16 protein-coding genes are annotated in these 17,013 nt (G+C 55.8%); all 16 read left to right on the forward strand.

Going from position 1 to position 17,013, the window contains the following annotated elements:
- Positions 1–24: 24 nt before the first annotated feature.
- On the forward strand, positions 25–462 hold the full coding sequence (locus tag B4113_RS17600; protein ID WP_033023055.1) for a chemotaxis protein CheW: 438 nt from the start codon (positions 25–27) through the stop codon (positions 460–462).
- 23 nt (positions 463–485) lie between these two features.
- The gene (locus tag B4113_RS17605; RefSeq protein ID WP_033843519.1) at positions 486–1,118 is read left to right on the forward strand and encodes a chemotaxis protein CheC; all 633 of its coding nucleotides are present in this window, start codon (positions 486–488) and stop codon (positions 1,116–1,118) included.
- Entirely contained in the window at positions 1,115–1,612 is a 498-nt protein-coding gene (locus tag B4113_RS17610) for a chemotaxis protein CheD (protein ID WP_033843520.1), read from the forward strand. The genes B4113_RS17605 and B4113_RS17610 overlap by 4 nt, the downstream gene beginning before the upstream one ends.
- 29 nt (positions 1,613–1,641) lie before the next feature.
- Entirely contained in the window at positions 1,642–2,397 is a 756-nt protein-coding gene (locus B4113_RS17615; protein ID WP_033843521.1) for a FliA/WhiG family RNA polymerase sigma factor, read from the forward strand.
- Positions 2,398–2,415: 18 nt separating this feature from the next.
- Complete coding sequence (locus tag B4113_RS17620) at positions 2,416–2,661, forward strand: hypothetical protein (RefSeq protein WP_033843522.1); 246 nt, start codon at positions 2,416–2,418, stop codon at positions 2,659–2,661.
- An 8-nt stretch (positions 2,662–2,669) separates the two neighbouring features.
- Positions 2,670–3,341 carry a hypothetical protein gene (locus B4113_RS17625; protein WP_033844854.1) on the forward strand — a complete coding sequence of 224 codons (672 nt, stop codon included), beginning with the start codon at positions 2,670–2,672 and terminating at the stop codon, positions 3,339–3,341.
- 162 nt (positions 3,342–3,503) lie between these two features.
- Positions 3,504–4,211 carry a 30S ribosomal protein S2 gene (rpsB, locus tag B4113_RS17630; RefSeq protein ID WP_033023265.1) on the forward strand — a complete coding sequence of 236 codons (708 nt, stop codon included), beginning with the start codon at positions 3,504–3,506 and terminating at the stop codon, positions 4,209–4,211.
- Between the two features lie 155 nt (positions 4,212–4,366).
- Positions 4,367–5,251, forward strand: a complete 885-nt coding sequence (tsf, locus tag B4113_RS17635; protein ID WP_033843523.1) for a translation elongation factor Ts — start codon at positions 4,367–4,369, stop codon at positions 5,249–5,251.
- Positions 5,252–5,319: 68 nt separating this feature from the next.
- Complete coding sequence (gene pyrH, locus B4113_RS17640; protein ID WP_033843524.1) at positions 5,320–6,042, forward strand: UMP kinase; 723 nt, start codon at positions 5,320–5,322, stop codon at positions 6,040–6,042.
- Between the two features lie 2 nt (positions 6,043–6,044).
- Positions 6,045–6,602 (forward strand): ribosome recycling factor, encoded by a 558-nt coding sequence (gene frr / locus B4113_RS17645; RefSeq protein WP_033023066.1) that lies wholly within the window; start codon positions 6,045–6,047, stop codon positions 6,600–6,602.
- A gap of 82 nt (positions 6,603–6,684) precedes the next feature.
- The gene (locus tag B4113_RS17650; RefSeq protein WP_033023072.1) at positions 6,685–7,458 is read left to right on the forward strand and encodes an isoprenyl transferase; all 774 of its coding nucleotides are present in this window, start codon (positions 6,685–6,687) and stop codon (positions 7,456–7,458) included.
- On the forward strand, positions 7,455–8,249 hold the full coding sequence (locus B4113_RS17655) for a phosphatidate cytidylyltransferase (protein WP_033843525.1): 795 nt from the start codon (positions 7,455–7,457) through the stop codon (positions 8,247–8,249). Before B4113_RS17650 ends, B4113_RS17655 begins: the two co-directional genes overlap by 4 nt.
- 20 nt (positions 8,250–8,269) lie before the next feature.
- Positions 8,270–9,418, forward strand: a complete 1,149-nt coding sequence (gene dxr / locus B4113_RS17660) for a 1-deoxy-D-xylulose-5-phosphate reductoisomerase (RefSeq protein WP_033843526.1) — start codon at positions 8,270–8,272, stop codon at positions 9,416–9,418.
- 2 nt (positions 9,419–9,420) lie between these two features.
- Entirely contained in the window at positions 9,421–10,686 is a 1,266-nt protein-coding gene (rseP, locus tag B4113_RS17665; RefSeq protein WP_172418587.1) for an RIP metalloprotease RseP, read from the forward strand.
- Positions 10,687–10,711: 25 nt separating this feature from the next.
- The gene (locus tag B4113_RS17670) at positions 10,712–12,415 is read left to right on the forward strand and encodes a proline--tRNA ligase (RefSeq protein ID WP_033843528.1); all 1,704 of its coding nucleotides are present in this window, start codon (positions 10,712–10,714) and stop codon (positions 12,413–12,415) included.
- Positions 12,416–12,521: 106 nt separating this feature from the next.
- Positions 12,522–16,823 carry a PolC-type DNA polymerase III gene (locus B4113_RS17675; RefSeq protein ID WP_033844855.1) on the forward strand — a complete coding sequence of 1,434 codons (4,302 nt, stop codon included), beginning with the start codon at positions 12,522–12,524 and terminating at the stop codon, positions 16,821–16,823.
- Positions 16,824–17,013: the final 190 nt, after the last annotated feature.

The following is a 17,013-nucleotide window of genomic DNA, read 5'->3' on the forward strand; positions in this document are numbered from 1 at the left end:
TGTGGAATAAAGGGGGAAGATGGGATGACGGCCAGCGTACAGACGGACTGGAAAGTGATTGCTTTTCGCTTAAAGGATGAGGAGTATGCCCTCCCGGTGCAATACGTGCGCTCGATCGAGAAAATGCAGCCGATCACGCGCGTGCCGGGCACGCCCCAGTATGTCAAAGGGGTCATTAACTTGCGCGGCGTCGTGACGCCGATCATTGATTTGCGCGAACGGTTCGGCTTCGCCCCTGAACCGTACAGCGAGCAGACGCGAATCATGATTGCCGCCCTTGACGATGTGGAAGTCGGGTTCATCGTCGATGCGGCGAACGACGTTCTCGATGTCCCGGCCTCGAGCATCGAGCCGCCGCCCGAAGCGGTCGGCGCTGTGGAGGCGAGCTACGTTTCTGGAGTGGCCAAAATTGGAAATCGACTTCTCATCTTGCTTGACTTGGCGAAGGTGCTTGAGCGATAAACTCGGGAGAGGGGCGTTGACGGTTGGATGATGTCCGCAGCTTGACAGGAACACATATCGATATTTTACGCGAAATCGGCAATATAGGCGCTGGCAACGCCGCCACAGCCTTGTCGCTTCTATTGAACAAAAAAATCGAGATGTCGGTGCCGCGCGTCCAAATCGCGACGTTCGCTGAAATGATGGAGCTGATCGGCGGGCCGGAGCAAGTGGTGGCGTGCGTCTATTTGCGGATCGAAGGGGATGCGCCGGGGAACATGTTCTTCGTGCTGCCGCCGGAGCAGGCGGAGCGGTTTGTGCGGCGCATGATCGGCGACGATTCGTTTTCGTTTCAGGACGGGGCCGATGAGCTTGGATGTTCGGCGCTCCAAGAGCTCGGAAACATTTTAGCCGGCTCGTATTTGTCGGCGCTTGCTGATTTTACACAGCTTGCGCTCCATCCTTCGGTGCCGGCGCTGGCGATCGATATGCTCGGAGCGGTATTGTCGTTCGGTCTGCTGGAGCTGTCGCGCGCCGGTGATTACGCCATTTTGATCGATACGGCCATTTACGATGAACGGCGGCCCAATGAAAGCATTGACGGCCATTTCTTTCTCCTTCCTGATCCAGAATCGTTTTCCACCATCTTTCGTGCGTTAGGTGTGAGCGGCGGATGAGCATTGTGCAGGCTGTGAAAATCGGCATCGGTGAAATGGAGGTCGTCAAAGCGCCGAACGTCATTCGTACATGCGGCCTTGGATCGTGCGTCGGCGTGGTCATTTATGACATCGGCAAAGCGGTGGCCGGCATGGCGCACGTGATGCTGCCGCATTCCTCGATGGCGCGCGGCGGGGACATCAACGTTGCCAAGTACGCCGACACGGCGGTGGAAGCGCTCATTCGGCTCGTCGTTGCCTCCGGGGGCCGGAAGGGAATGTTAAGAGCGAAGCTGGCCGGCGGAGCGCAAATGTTTTCGTTTTCTGCGGCCGGCGGAGATATGATGCGCATTGGCGCCCGCAATGTCGAAGAAGTCAAAAAACAGCTCGAACGGTTTCATATTCCGGTTGTCGCCGAAGACGTCGGCGGCCATAACGGCCGGACGATTGAGTTTCATCCGCAAACAGGCGTGCTGTCCATTCGCACGGCTAGCCAGGAACTCAAGGAAATATAACGCCGTTGTGCAAGACGAGGGGGAGAATGATGGGGAGCGCGCTAAAAGGTGAAGAGCGGAAATATTGGGATGACTGGGTCAACCGCCGCGACCGTCATGCGGCCGAGGAACTTGTGGTGCGCTATATGCCGCTCGTTTCCTACCACGTGCAGCGGCTTGCCGCCACGCTGCCGAGCTCCGTGCCCAAAGAGGAGCTTGTCAGCTTGGGGCTTGTCGGTTTGTACGATGCGCTTGAAAAGTTTGACCCATCGCGCGATCTCAAGTTTGACACGTATGCCTCGTTTCGCATCCGCGGCGCCATCTTGGACGGTTTGCGCAAGCAAGACTGGCTGCCGCGGAGCGTGCGCGACAAAGCAAAAAAAATCGAAGAAACAGCGGAGCGGCTCGTGCAGCAACATATGCGGTCGGTGACGGCAAAGGAAATCGCCGCCGAGCTTGGCATGACGGAGGATGAAGTGCAGGCGGCGGCCGGCGAGACGCTGTTTTCTCATTGGCTGCCGCTCGGCCAGACGGCGGCTGAAGACGAGGACGAAGCGTTTTCGATCCGGGATGATCGTGCCGTGCTGCCGGAAGAACAGGTCGTCAAGCAGGAGCTGGTGGAAAAGCTGGCCGAGGGCATCAAACAGCTGAATGAAAAGGAGCAGCTTGTCATCAGTTTGTTTTACAAAGAGGAGTTGACGTTTACGGAAATCGGGAATCTTCTACGCTTGTCCACATCAAGAATTTCCCAAATTCATGCCAAAGCGTTGTGGAAATTGCGCCGCTTTTTCGATATACAGCGGTGATGGAAAGGGAGCGGGAAGATGGACGTTCAACTGCCGGCGCTGCAAAGCGTGATGCCGAAAGCGCCCGAAGCTGGAAACATGCAGACCGCCGCGGCGCAGCATCCGTATACGGTGCAGGCGCAATTGGCGGCCGCAGCCGAAAAACAGAGGGAACAGGCGCGCCGCCGGGTGACCGACAAGCGGACGAACGACCGGGCTCGGTGGGAGGCGTCGCGGTTCGGAAGTCATCCGTATAAAGGAAAAACGATCGATCTTAAAGGATAGTGACCATCATGGAAGCGTTTTGGCTTGTCATTAGTCTGCTGTTGCATCTCTTTTCTTTTTTGTTGATTGTGTTGCTTTTTCTGCGGTTATCGCGGCTTAAAGAGGCCGAAGCGCGCGCTGCGGAGCTTGAAGAGGCGATGGCGGCGCAGCTCGCTCTCTGGAAAGAAGAAAACGACCGTTTTTTGGCCGAACTCGACCGCTTGCTGAACAACAAGGAGGCGTCGGCGGCGGGCCCGGTGCCGCCCCCGACCGGCCTGCTCGCTGAAGAGGAGCCGCCCGCTGCGATGAGCGCGCAGCAGCATGGCCAACCGGCGAAGCGGACCGAAGAAGGCGCAGCGCTGCCAAGGAACGGTGAACGCGGCGCGGAACTTGGGCGAACCGCTCGAGGGAATCGTTTGGCATCCGCTGTGACGGATGGCGAAACGGAACGTCAACCGATGCAGGCGGGCGCCCCAACGAACGAGGCTCAAGAGCAGGAAGAACGTGAGGCACCAAGTGATTTCCTGCCGATCGACGCCATCGAAGATGTGCTTGATTTGTCCCCGTTGGCTCAGTCCGCCGAGCTCGTTCTCCGTCGCTATGAACAAGGAGCGACGGTCGAAGAGCTCGCCAAACAGCTTGGCAAAGGGAAGACAGAAGTGGAGTTGCTGCTGAAATTCGCGAGAAAAACGAGCCAATGAGCGAATCATTGCTTGATTTGCGCCCGATAAATATGATATATTTTTACATGGTGTGAATACACACGCCTGATGATTCCAGCAACGGTGCTGGTGCAGCCAGTCTTGCTGGGGGATGAGGCAGGCGGAGGAACGAAAACCATCAAGGAAACAGGAGGATTACTCATGTCGGTTATTTCCATGAAGCAATTGCTCGAAGCTGGCGTCCACTTTGGACATCAGACGCGCCGTTGGAACCCGAAAATGAAAAAATACATTTTTACGGAGCGCAACGGCATTTACATCATCGACTTGCAAAAAACGGTGAAAAAAGTCGAGGAAGCGTATCACTTCGTCCGCGACTTGGCAGCGAACGGCGGCAAAATTTTGTTCGTCGGCACGAAAAAACAAGCGCAAGAATCCGTCAAGGAAGAAGCGGAGCGCTGCGGCATGTTTTATGTCAATCAGCGCTGGCTCGGCGGCACGCTGACGAACTTCGCGACGATTCAAAAACGGATCAAGCGGCTGCGCGAAATTGAAAAAATGGAAGAAGACGGCGTATTTGACGTTCTGCCGAAAAAAGAAGTCATCGGCTTGAAAAAAGAAAAAGAGCGGCTCGAGAAATTTTTGGGCGGCATCAAAGACATGAAAGAGCTGCCGGATGCGCTGTTCGTCATCGACCCGCGCAAAGAGCGGATCGCGGTGGCGGAAGCGCGCAAGTTGAACATTCCGATCATCGGCATCGTCGACACGAACTGCGATCCGGATGAAATCGACTACGTCATCCCGGCCAACGATGATGCCATCCGCGCGGTCAAGCTGTTGACTTCGAAAATCGCCGACGCTGTCTTGGAAGCGAAACAGGGCGAAGAGGCGGCCGTCGCAGCGGAGTAATGGCGCTCACGAAAGGTGATAAGAGGGAAAGCCTTTTATCACCTTTTTTTGAGACAGAAACGAGCAACTTTTGGCTATACTAACGAATAAGGGCAAAACAGGCATCCGCTGCCGGCATCGATACATATACGCAACAAAGCGAAGGAGGATTTTTTATGGCGATTACAGCACAAATGGTCAAAGAGCTGCGCGAAAAAACGGGCGCAGGCATGATGGACTGCAAAAAAGCGCTCACCGAAACGAACGGTGACATGGAGAAAGCGATCGACTGGCTGCGCGAAAAAGGAATTGCCAAAGCGGCGAAAAAAGCGGATCGCATCGCGGCCGAAGGGGTCGCCTACATCGCTGTGGAAGGCAACACCGCCGTCATTTTGGAAGTGAACTCGGAAACGGACTTCGTCGCCAAAAACGAAGAGTTTCAAGCGCTTGTAAAAACGTTGGCCGCCCACTTGCTGAAACAAAAACCGGCTTCGCTCGATGAAGCGCTCGGACAAACGATGGACAACGGCTCGACCGTCCAAGACTACATCAACGAAGCGATCGCGAAAATTGGCGAAAAAATTACGCTCCGCCGCTTTGCCGTCGTCAACAAAGCGGACGGCGAAACGTTTGGCGCATACTTGCACATGGGCGGGCGCATCGGCGTATTAACGTTATTAGCCGGCAGCGCAAGCGAAGACGTCGCCAAAGATGTCGCCATGCACATCGCGGCGCTTCACCCGAAATACGTCTCGCGCGACGAGGTGCCGCAAGAAGAGGTCGCGCATGAGCGCGAAGTGTTGAAGCAGCAGGCGTTAAACGAAGGCAAGCCGGAAAAAATCGTTGAAAAAATGGTCGAAGGCCGGCTGAACAAGTTTTACGAAGACGTCTGCCTGCTTGAGCAAGCGTTCGTGAAAAACCCGGATGTGACGGTGCGCCAATACGTCGAGTCGAACGGAGCGGCTGTGAAGCAGTTCATCCGCTATGAAGTCGGCGAAGGGCTCGAAAAACGTCAAGACAATTTCGCCGAAGAAGTGATGAGCCAAGTCAGAAAGCAATGACGGACCGCAACAGGGAACACGCGCGTGTTCCCTGTTTTTCAAAGCGATTCGCATCATGGAGGTTTGACATGGAACAACCAAAGTACAAACGCGTCGTGTTAAAGTTGAGCGGGGAAGCGCTCGCCGGAAAGCAAGGTTTTGGCATCCAGCCGGCCGTCATCCAGTCGATCGCCAAACAAGTAAAAGAAGTTGTTGAACTGGGCGTCGAGGTCGCCATCGTCGTCGGCGGCGGCAACATTTGGCGCGGAAAAACGGGAAGCGAAATGGGGATGGACCGGGCGACGGCTGACTATATGGGCATGTTGGCGACGGTGATGAACGCGCTCGCCTTGCAGGACAGCCTTGAGCAGCTCGGCGTGGAAACGCGGGTGCAAACATCGATCGAGATGCGGCAAGTCGCCGAACCGTACATTCGCCGCCGGGCGATCCGCCATTTGGAGAAAAAGCGGGTCGTCATTTTCGCCGCCGGCACCGGCAACCCGTATTTTTCGACCGATACAACGGCGGCGCTCCGGGCGGCGGAAATCGAGGCGGACGTCATTCTCATGGCGAAAAACAATGTCGATGGCGTCTACAGCGCCGATCCGAAGGTCGACGCCAATGCGGTCAAATACGAGGAACTATCGTACTTGGACGTCATTAAACAAGGCCTTGCCGTCATGGATTCGACCGCTTCTTCGCTTTGCATGGATAACAACATTCCGATTATCGTTTTTTCGATTATGGAAGAAGGAAACATTAAACGCGCTGTATTAGGCGAAAATATTGGAACGATCGTGAGGGGGAAATAACGATGGCCAAACACGTGATCCAACAGGCGAAAGAGAAGATGGATAAAGCGGTGCAAGCGTTCACTCGCGAGCTGGCGACGGTGCGCGCCGGGCGGGCGAACGCCGGGTTGCTGGAGAAAGTGACTGTCGATTATTACGGCGTTGCGACGCCGATCAACCAGCTCGCTTCCATCAGCGTGCCGGAAGCGCGCATGCTTGTCATTCAGCCGTATGACAAATCGGTCATTAAAGAGATGGAAAAAGCGATTTTGGCCTCGGATCTAGGGCTGACGCCGTCGAATGACGGATCCGTCATTCGCTTGGTCATTCCGCCGCTCACCGAAGAACGGCGCCGCGAGCTGGCGAAACTGGTCAAAAAATATTCCGAAGACGCGAAAGTCGCCGTGCGCAACATCCGCCGCGACGCGAACGATGAATTGAAAAAGCTCGAGAAAAGCGGCGAGATTACGGAAGACGAGCTCCGCAGCTACACCGATGAAGTGCAAAAGCTGACCGATGACCACATCGCCAAAATCGATGCCATTACGAAAGAGAAAGAAAAAGAAGTGATGGAAGTATAGGCAAAACGTTGCAAACCCTCTATGTTCATGGAGGGTTTTTTTGCTATAATGGAAAAGCAAAACACGTTCGCGGAGGACTTATATGTTTACTAAAAGGCGAAAAATGAACGAGGAAGGCGCACCGGTGACGAAAGAAGAGGTGCTTAGGCGTCCGATTCCGAACCATGTCGCCATCATCATGGACGGCAACGGAAGATGGGCGAAAAGGCGGGCGCTGCCAAGGGCGGCCGGCCATTACGAAGGGATGCAAGTGGTGCGCAAAATCACCCGCTTCGCTAACGGGCTTGGGGTTCGCGTCTTGTCCCTTTACGCGTTTTCCACCGAAAATTGGAAGAGGCCGAAAGGTGAAGTCGATTACTTGATGAAGCTGCCGGAGCAGTTTTTGACGACGTTCCTTCCCGAGTTGATCGCTGAGAACGTGAAAGTGCAGGTCATCGGTCATACGGAGGCGCTGCCGGACCATACGCGCCGAGCGGTCGAAAAAGCCATTCAAGATACAAGCGGCAACACGGGGTTGGTGCTGAATTTTGCCCTCAACTACGGAAGCCGGGCGGAAATTACCGCCGCCGTCCAGCAAATCGCCAAAGAGGTCGAGCGCGGGGCGCTTGCGCCGGAAGACATTACCGAGCCGCTCATTTCTTCGTATTTGATGACGGGGGGGCTCCAAGATCCGGATTTGCTCATTCGGACGAGCGGAGAAATCCGCCTCAGCAATTTTATGCTTTGGCAGCTCGCGTATACGGAACTTTGGTTTACCGATGTGTTATGGCCCGATTTTACCGAACAGCATTTTTTAGAGGCGATTGCCGCCTACCAGCGGCGCGACCGCCGGTTTGGGGGGGTGTCGGCGCAATGAAACAGCGAATCATCACCGGAGTGATCGCGGCGGCGCTCTTTTTGCCGATTGTTATTTTTGGCGGATTTCCGTTTATAATAGTAACATATATCATAGCGACGGTTGGACTGTTCGAACTGCTGCGGATGAAAGGAATGCGGCCGCTGTCGTTGGCAGGGGCGGCCGGCTTTGCCGCTCTTTGGCTGCTGCTCGTTCCCGCTCGCTACGGCGGGGAGTGGCTGTCAGCCGGTGCGGCTAAATTCGCCGTGATCGTCGGCCTTGCCTTCTTGTTGCTCATCGCGACGGTAGTGACCAAAAACGCGTTGACGTTTGACGAGGCGGCGTTTGTCGTCTTGGCGGTGTTGTATGTCGGCGTCGGATTTTTCTGTTTTGCCGCCATTCGTTTAACCGGGTTGTCCTATTTGGTTTATGCGCTGTTCGTCATTTGGGCGACCGACATTGGCGCGTACTTTTGCGGGCGCGCATTCGGGCGGCGCAAGCTATGGCCGGAGATCAGCCCGAAAAAAACGGTGGAGGGAGCTCTTGGCGGCATTGTCTCGGCCGTGGTGGTCGCCGCCGTTTACGAGTGGGCGGCGGAGCCGTTTGCCAGCTTTGCCGCGGCGCTATCGCTCGCGTTGTTGCTTTCCGTGTTCGGCCAGCTCGGCGACTTGGTCGAGTCGGCGTTCAAGCGCCATTACGGGGTGAAAGACTCGGGAGCGATTTTGCCGGGACATGGCGGCGTCTTGGATCGGTTTGACAGCCTATTGTTTGTGCTGCCGCTTTTATACATATTCATCGAAACGATACGATAAGCGGGTGAGGAGTGAAACGATTGAAATCGATCAGTTTATTGGGGGCGAGCGGGTCGATCGGCACGCAGACGCTCGACGTCATCCGCGCCCATCCCGGCCGCTTTCGCCTTGTCGCTGCGTCGGTCGGGAGAAACGTCGAAGCAGCGCGGAAATTGATGGCCGAATTTGCCCCGCGCCTTGTCGCCGTCGCCGATCGCGGCGCGTATGAGACGCTTTGCAGCGAATACGGCGGGCGGACAATGGTCGTGTATGGGGAGGACGGGCTGATTGAAGCCGCCGTCCATCCGGATGCTGACATCGTCGTCACCGCTGTCGTGGGCAGCGTCGGCCTTGTGCCGACGTTAAAAGCGATCGAGGCGGGCAAAACGATCGCGTTGGCCAACAAGGAGACATTGGTCGTTGCCGGCCACTTGGTGACCGCGGCGGCCGAAAAGCGCGGGGTGCCGCTGCTCCCGGTCGACAGCGAGCATTCCGCCATCTTCCAGTGCTTGCAAGGGGAGAAGCTCGAACAGGTTGACAAACTCATTTTAACGGCCTCCGGCGGCAGCTTCCGCGACAGGACGCGCGAGGAGCTTGCTGGGGTCACGGTCGAGGAGGCGCTTTGTCATCCGAATTGGTCGATGGGGGCGAAAATTACGATCGATTCGGCGACGATGATGAACAAAGGATTTGAAGTGATCGAAGCGCACTGGCTGTTCGGGCTGCCGTATGAGCGGATCGATGTCGTCCTGCACCGCGAGAGCGTCATCCATTCGCTCGTTCAGTTTCGCGATACGAGCGTGCTTGCCCAGCTTGGCACACCGGACATGCGCGTTCCGATTCAATACGCCCTCACCTATCCGGAACGGCTGCCGCTTTCTGCGGCGCAACCGCTCGATTTGGCGGCGATCGGATCGCTTCATTTTGCCCCGGTCGACTTCGAGCGCTATCGTTGCCTGCGATTGGCCTACGAGGCCGGAAGGCGGGGCGGCTCGCTGCCAGCGGTGTTGAACGCGGCCAATGAGGAGGCGGTGGCGGCGTTTTTAGCCGGGCGCATCCCGTTTTTGGCGATCGAAGAGTGGATCGAACGGGCCCTTGAGCGCCACCAGCCGATCAGCGATCCATCGCTTGAAGAGATTCGCGCAATTGACGCGGACACGCGCGCTTACGTTCGCACACTACTATCATAAAGGTGGTTGAAACGTTGGAATCGATCATTTCATTTATCGTCGTCTTTGGTGCCCTCGTCTTTTTCCACGAGTTGGGCCATTTGCTGTTAGCGAAGCGGGCCGGCATCCTTTGCCGTGAATTTGCCATCGGCTTTGGGCCGAAAGTGTTTTCGGTGAAGAAAAAAGAGACGGTCTACACCGTCCGGCTGCTTCCGCTTGGCGGTTTCGTCCGCATGGCCGGTGAAGATCCGGAAATGATTGAATTGAAGCGGGGACAAATCGTTGGTCTTTTGCTTGACGGCGACGGAAGAGTGGAAAAAATCATCGTCAACCATAAAGACGATTATCCAAACGCCCGCATCATTGAAGTGGAAGACGCTGATTTGGAGCATGGCATGTACGTGACCGGGTATGTCGACGAAGAGCGGCTTGAGCGTTTTGCCATCAAAGAGCCGGCGTTTTTCGTCGCCGATCGCCAAGAAATTCAAATCGCTCCGTACCACCGTCAGTTTGCCGCCAAAACGCTCGGGCAGCGCACGATGACGATCTTGGCCGGACCGCTCGCCAACTTTGTCTTGGCGCTTGTCGTCTTTATTTTGATCGGCCTTTTGCAAGGCTATCCGGTCGACAAGCCGGTGATCGGCGAGCTGACGCCTGACGGGGCAGCGCGCGCCGCTGGTTTGAAGCAAGGAGATGAAGTGGTGGCGATCAACGGCGAACGGATGGACACATGGACGGAAATCGTTAACACGATTCGCAGTCATCCGCAAGAAACGCTCCAGTTTCAAATTCGGCGGGACGGAAAAGACATGACCGTTGCCGTCACTCCGGAAGCGAAGACAATTCAAGGGGAGACGATCGGTTTGATCGGGGTCTATCAGCCGATGGAAAAGTCGGTGTTTGGCTCCGTGAAGCAAGGGTTGACCGAGACGTACTACTGGACGCGAGAAATTGTCGCCGGCCTCGGCCAGTTGATCACCGGCCAGTTTCATCTTGACATGCTGTCCGGACCGGTCGGCATCGCCGTATCGACTGGCAAAGTCGCCGAATCCGGCATTTACTACTTGATGAAATGGGGCGCGATTTTAAGCATCAACCTTGGGATTATCAACTTGTTGCCGTTGCCGGCGCTCGACGGCGGCCGGCTGCTCTTTTTCGCCATTGAAGCGGTGCGCGGCAAGCCGGTCGACCGGCAAAAAGAAGGGATGGTCCATTTTATCGGCTTCGCTCTGCTCATGCTGCTCATGCTTGTGGTGACATGGAACGATATTCAAAAATTTTTCCTATAAAGAGAGAGAACGAGGTGGCGAATGAATGAGACAAAGTCAAGCGTTTATTCCGACGTTGCGTGAAGTGCCGGCGGACGCAGAAGTGAAAAGTCATCAGCTTCTGTTGCGCGCCGGTTTCATCCGCCAAAGCACGAGCGGCGTTTATACGTTTTTGCCGCTCGGGCAACGCGTTTTGCAAAAAGTAGAAGCGATCATCCGGGAGGAGATGAACCGCATCGGGGCGATGGAGCTCCTCATGCCGGCGTTGCAGCCGGCTGAGCTTTGGCAGCAGTCCGGCCGCTGGTATTCGTACGGTCCCGAGCTCATGCGCCTGAAAGACCGCCATGAGCGCGATTTTGCCCTCGGGCCGACGCATGAGGAAATGATCACAGCGATCGTCCGCGACGAGGTGAAAACTTACAAGCGGCTGCCGCTCGTCTTGTACCAAATTCAAACGAAATTCCGCGACGAAAAACGTCCGCGCTTTGGGCTGCTGCGCGGACGGGAATTTATCATGAAAGACGCGTATTCGTTCCATACGTCGAAAGAAAGCCTCGACGAAACGTACAACAACATGTACGAAGCGTACGCGAACATTTTCCGCCGCTGCGGCTTAAACTTCCGCGCCGTCATCGCCGATTCGGGGGCGATCGGCGGCAAAGACACGCACGAGTTTATGGTGTTATCCGACATCGGCGAGGATACGATCGCCTATTCCGATGCGTCCGACTATGCGGCCAACATCGAGATGGCGCCGGTCGTCGCCACGTATGAAAAGTGTAATGAGCCACCGGCTGAGCTGAAAAAGGTGGCGACCCCGGGGCAAAAAACGATCGCGGAAGTGGCTTCGTACTTGCAAGTCGCGCCGGAGCGCTGCATCAAATCGCTCTTGTTTCACGTCGATGGCCGCTACGTGCTCGTGCTCGTCCGCGGCGACCACGAAGCGAATGAAGTCAAAGTGAAAAACGTCTTGGACGCGACGGTGGTGAGACTGGCGACGCCGGAGGAAACGAGGCAAGTCATGAACGCTCCGGTCGGCTCGCTCGGTCCGATCGGCGTCAAGGAAGAGGTGACGGTGATCGCCGATCATGCCATCGCGGCAATCGTCAACGGCGTCTGCGGCGCCAATGAGGAAGGATATCATTATACGGGCGTCAACCCCGGCCGCGATTTTCCCGTCAGCCAATATGCGGATTTGCGTTTCGTCCAAGAAGGCGACCCGGCTCCCGATGGCAAAGGGACGATCCGCTTCGCCCGCGGCATTGAAGTCGGCCATGTGTTCAAGCTTGGCACGAAATATAGCGAAGCGATGAACGCCGTTTACCTCGATGAAAACGGTCAAGCGCAGACGATGATCATGGGCTGTTACGGCATCGGCGTTTCCCGGCTTGTCGCGGCGATCGCCGAGCAATTTGCCGATGAACACGGGCTCGTCTGGCCGGTTTCGGTCGCGCCGTTCCACGTTCATTTGCTGACGGCGAACGCCAAAAGCGATGAACAGCGGGCGCTCGCCGAGGAATGGTACGACAAGCTTGGACAAGCGGGGTTCGACGTTTTGTACGACGACCGTCCCGAGCGCGCGGGAGTGAAATTTGCCGACAGCGACTTGATCGGCATCCCGGTCCGCGTCACCGTCGGCAAGCGGGCCGGTGAAGGCGTTGTCGAAGTCAAAGTGCGGAAAACCGGCGAGTCGTTTGATGTGCCGGTCGCCGATCTCATCGAGACGGTGCGCCGTCTCTTGCAAGGGTGAACGAACAGCGCTGGTGAACAAGACGATGGCTGTCTTTTTCGCCGGCGCTGTTGCCGTTCGTATGGTATGATAGAAAAAGAGAAACGATTTCATGCGAGGGGAAGCCATGATGAATGCGCAAAAAGAGCGGTTTCTTGTGCTGCTCGAGCAGCTGAACATGACGTCGGATGAATGGCTGCCGCATTTTCGGGAGGCGGCGATTCGCAAAGTGGTGATTGATAAGCACGAAAAGAGCTGGCATTTTTATTTTCGCTTCGCCAACGTGCTGCCGGCTGACGTCTATCAAACATTTGCCAACCGGCTGCAAGCGGCGTTTCGCCATATTGCCGCCGTTCGCCATACGGTCGAAGTCGACGCGCCGCACGTGACGGAGGCGGATGTGCAGGCGTATTGGCCGCTTTGCCTTGAGCAGCTGCAGGAAGGCGTCTCCCCGCTCGTGGACGCGCTCCGCCGCCAGATGCCGGCCGTGAGAGGAAACAAGCTCATCGTCAAAGCCCGGCACGAGGCGGAAGCGTTGGCCATGAAGCGGCGGTTCGCCAAAAAAATCGCCGATGTATACATGTCGTTTGGGTTTCCGTCTCTTCAGCTTGACGTTACTATTGAGCCGGTTGACCAAGAAATGGAGCAGTTTTTGGCGCAAAAGCGGCAAGAGGATGAAGAACGGGCGCTCGCTGTGCTGACCGATTTGGCGAAAGAAGAGGAAAAAACAGCGACAAGCGCTCCGTCTGGTCCGCTTGTCATCGGCTACCCGATTCGCGACGAGGAGCCGGTGCGCCTGCTTGAGACGATCGTCGAGGAAGAGCGGCGCGTCGTCGTCCAAGGGTACGTGTTTGCCGCCGAAGTGAGCGAACTCAAAAGCGGTCGCACGCTGCTGACGGCCAAAATCACCGATTACACGAACTCGATTTTAGTCAAAATGTTCTCGCGCGACAAAGAAGATGCCGAACTGATGCACAGCGTCAAAAAGGGCATGTGGGTGAAAGTGCGCGGCAGCGTGCAAAACGATACGTTCGTCCGCGATCTCGTTCTCATCGCCAACGATTTGAATGAAATCGCCGCCAATGAGCGGCACGATACGGCGCCGGAAGGAAACAAGCGGGTCGAGCTTCATTTGCATACACCGATGAGCCAAATGGATGCCGTCACACCGGTGGCAACGCTTATTGAGCAGGCGAAAAAATGGGGGCATCCGGCCGTTGCCATCACCGATCACGCGGTCGTTCAGTCGTTCCCGGAGGCGTACAGCGCGGCGAAAAAACACGGCATAAAGGTGATTTACGGCCTCGAAGCCAATATCGTCGATGATGGCGTGCCGATCGCCTACAATGAGGCGCATCGCCGCCTTTCCGATGAGACGTATGTCGTCTTTGACGTCGAAACGACGGGGCTGTCGGCCGTGTACAACACGGTCATCGAGCTCGCGGCGGTGAAGGTGAAAGACGGCGAGATCATCGACCGGTTCATGTCGTTTGCCGATCCGGGCCACCCGTTGTCCGTGACGACGATGGAACTGACTGGCATTACCGATGAGATGGTAAAGGGCGCGCCGCGGCCGGAGGAAGTGCTGGCTCGCTTTATCGACTGGGCTGGCGACGCGACGCTCGCCGCCCACAACGCCAGCTTCGACATCGGCTTTTTAAATGCCGGCCTCGCGAAAATGGGGCGCGGCCACGTGCCGAATCCCGTCATTGACACGCTCGAGCTCGCCCGCTTTCTATACCCGGATTTGAAAAACCATCGTCTTAACACGCTATGCAAAAAGTTTGCTATCGAATTGACGCAGCACCACCGGGCGATTTATGACGCCGAGGCGACCGGTCATTTGCTCATGCGGCTATTAAAAGAAGCGGAAGAGCGGGGCATTTTGTATCATGATGAACTGAACAGCCGCACGCACAGCGAGGCGTCCTACCGCCTTGCCCGCCCGTTTCACGCGACGCTGCTGGCGCAAAATGAGACGGGGCTGAAAAATTTGTTTAAGCTCGTTTCCTTGTCGCACATTCACTATTTTCATCGCGTGCCGCGCATCCCGCGCTCCGTGCTTGTGAAGCACCGCGAAGGCTTGCTTGTCGGTTCGGGCTGCGACAAAGGAGAGCTGTTTGACAACTTGATCCAAAAGGCGCCGGAAGAAGTGGAAGACTTGGCTCGCTTTTACGATTTTCTCGAAGTGCATCCGCCGGATGTGTACAAGCCGCTCATTGAAATGGGCTATGTGCAAGACGAAGAGATGATCAAAACTATCATCCGCCACATCGTCGCCCTTGGAGAGAAGCTCAATATTCCCGTTGTCGCCACCGGCAACGTTCATTACTTGAATCGGGAGGACAAAATTTACCGAAAAATTTTGATCCACTCGCAAGGCGGAGCGAATCCGCTCAACCGGCACGACCTGCCAGATGTGTATTTCCGGACGACGAATGAAATGCTCGATTGCTTCTCGTTTTTAGGGCCGGAAAAGGCGAAAGAAATCGTCGTCGACAACACGCAGAAAATCGCCTCGTTAATCGGCGATGTCAAGCCGATCAAAGACGAGTTGTACACCCCGCGCATTGACGGCGCGGATGAGGAAATTCGCGAGATGAGCTACCGGCGGGCGAAGGAAATTTATGGAGATCCGTTGCCGAAGCTCGTTGAAGAGCGGCTCGAAAAAGAGCTGAACAGCATTATCGGCCATGGGTTTGCCGTCATTTATTTGATTTCCCATAAGCTCGTGAAAAAATCGCTTGATGACGGCTACCTCGTCGGCTCGCGCGGGTCGGTCGGCTCATCGTTTGTCGCGACGATGACGGAAATTACCGAAGTGAACCCGCTGCCGCCGCATTACGTCTGCCCAAGCTGCAAGCATTCCGAGTTTTTCAACGATGGGTCGGTCGGCTCGGGCTTTGACTTGCCGGATAAAAACTGCCCGCGATGCGGGGCGAAATACAAAAAAGACGGGCAAGACATCCCGTTTGAGACGTTCCTCGGCTTTAAAGGCGACAAAGTGCCGGATATCGACTTGAACTTCTCAGGGGAATACCAGCCGCGTGCCCATAACTATACGAAAGTGCTGTTTGGCGAAGACAACGTCTACCGCGCGGGCACGATCGGCACGGTGGCCGACAAAACGGCGTACGGATTTGTCAAAGGCTATGTGAGCGACCATAACCTCGAGCTGCGCGGCGCGGAAATCGACCGGCTCGCGGCCGGCTGCACCGGGGTGAAGCGGACGACCGGGCAGCACCCGGGCGGCATTATCGTCGTCCCCGATTATATGGAAATTTACGACTTTACGCCGATTCAATATCCGGCCGATGACACGTCCTCCGAATGGCGGACGACCCATTTCGACTTCCACTCGATTCACGATAATTTGCTGAAGCTTGATATTCTCGGGCACGACGATCCGACCGTCATCCGGATGCTGCAAGATTTAAGCGGCATCGACCCGAAAACGATCCCGACCGATGATCCGGATGTGATGGGCATTTTCAGCAGCACCGAACCGCTCGGCGTCACGCCGGAACAAATTATGTGCAACGTCGGCACGATCGGCATTCCAGAGTTTGGCACGCGCTTCGTAAGACAAATGTTGGAAGAGACAAAACCAAAAACGTTTTCCGAGCTCGTGCAAATTTCCGGGTTGTCGCACGGCACCGATGTGTGGCTCGGCAATGCGCAAGAGCTCATTCAAAACGGGACGTGCACGCTGTCGGAAGTGATCGGCTGCCGCGACGACATCATGGTCTATCTCATTTACCGCGGCCTCGAGCCGTCGCTGGCGTTTAAAATTATGGAATCGGTGCGCAAAGGGAAAGGATTGACGCCGGAATTTGAAGCGGAAATGCGCAAGCACGACGTGCCGGAGTGGTACATTGAGTCATGCAAAAAAATCAAGTACATGTTCCCGAAAGCGCACGCCACCGCCTACGTGTTAATGGCGGTGCGCATCGCCTACTTTAAGGTGCATCATCCGCTCTTGTATTACGCGTCGTACTTCACGGTGCGGGCGGAAGATTTCGACCTTGACGCCATGATCAAAGGATCGGCCGCCATTCGCAAGCGGATTGAAGAAATTAACGCCAAAGGCATCCAAGCGACAGCGAAGGAGAAAAGTTTGCTCACCGTCTTAGAGGTGGCGCTGGAAATGTGCGAGCGCGGCTTTTCGTTCAAAAATATTGATCTGTACCGTTCACAGGCGACCGAATTCGTCATTGACGGCGATTCGCTCATTCCGCCGTTTAACGCCATTCCCGGCCTTGGCGACAACGTGGCACAAGCGATCGTGCGCGCCCGTGAGGAAGGCGAATTTTTATCCAAAGAAGATTTGCAACAGCGCGGCAAAGTGTCGAAAACGCTGTTGGAATATCTGGAACAGCGCGGCTGCCTCGACTCGCTTCCCGACCATAACCAGCTGTCACTGTTTTGACGGCGGAAAACAACCTGCTTTTTTGCGGCCGTTTTCCGTTGCAATATCATTACCAATATGTTATAGTTTTAATGTAATTGGCAAAGATAATGGTAGGCAAAGAGTGGGGAAACCCACTCTTTCGTCTTGAATCGGCATCCGTCTTTCGTTCATTCCCCGCCTTGAGCAGGGGATTTTCTCATTATGCCAT

Origin of the sequence: Geobacillus sp. B4113_201601, assembly GCF_001587475.1 — a bacterium.
GTDB classification, from domain to species: domain Bacteria; phylum Bacillota; class Bacilli; order Bacillales; family Anoxybacillaceae; genus Geobacillus; species Geobacillus icigianus.

Coding starts and splice junctions, on each gene's coding strand:
- B4113_RS17650 (WP_033023072.1), top strand. CDS start 6,685: ATGTTTACTAAAAGGCGAAAAATGAACGAGGAAGGCGCACCGGTGACG.
- B4113_RS17675 (WP_033844855.1), top strand. CDS start 12,522: ATGATGAATGCGCAAAAAGAGCGGTTTCTTGTGCTGCTCGAGCAGCTG.
- B4113_RS17625 (WP_033844854.1), top strand. CDS start 2,670: ATGGAAGCGTTTTGGCTTGTCATTAGTCTGCTGTTGCATCTCTTTTCT.
- B4113_RS17615 (WP_033843521.1), top strand. CDS start 1,642: ATGGGGAGCGCGCTAAAAGGTGAAGAGCGGAAATATTGGGATGACTGG.
- frr (WP_033023066.1), top strand. CDS start 6,045: ATGGCCAAACACGTGATCCAACAGGCGAAAGAGAAGATGGATAAAGCG.
- pyrH (WP_033843524.1), top strand. CDS start 5,320: ATGGAACAACCAAAGTACAAACGCGTCGTGTTAAAGTTGAGCGGGGAA.
- rpsB (WP_033023265.1), top strand. CDS start 3,504: ATGTCGGTTATTTCCATGAAGCAATTGCTCGAAGCTGGCGTCCACTTT.
- B4113_RS17655 (WP_033843525.1), top strand. CDS start 7,455: ATGAAACAGCGAATCATCACCGGAGTGATCGCGGCGGCGCTCTTTTTG.
- tsf (WP_033843523.1), top strand. CDS start 4,367: ATGGCGATTACAGCACAAATGGTCAAAGAGCTGCGCGAAAAAACGGGC.
- B4113_RS17600 (WP_033023055.1), top strand. CDS start 25: ATGACGGCCAGCGTACAGACGGACTGGAAAGTGATTGCTTTTCGCTTA.
- B4113_RS17610 (WP_033843520.1), top strand. CDS start 1,115: ATGAGCATTGTGCAGGCTGTGAAAATCGGCATCGGTGAAATGGAGGTC.
- B4113_RS17620 (WP_033843522.1), top strand. CDS start 2,416: ATGGACGTTCAACTGCCGGCGCTGCAAAGCGTGATGCCGAAAGCGCCC.
- B4113_RS17670 (WP_033843528.1), top strand. CDS start 10,712: ATGAGACAAAGTCAAGCGTTTATTCCGACGTTGCGTGAAGTGCCGGCG.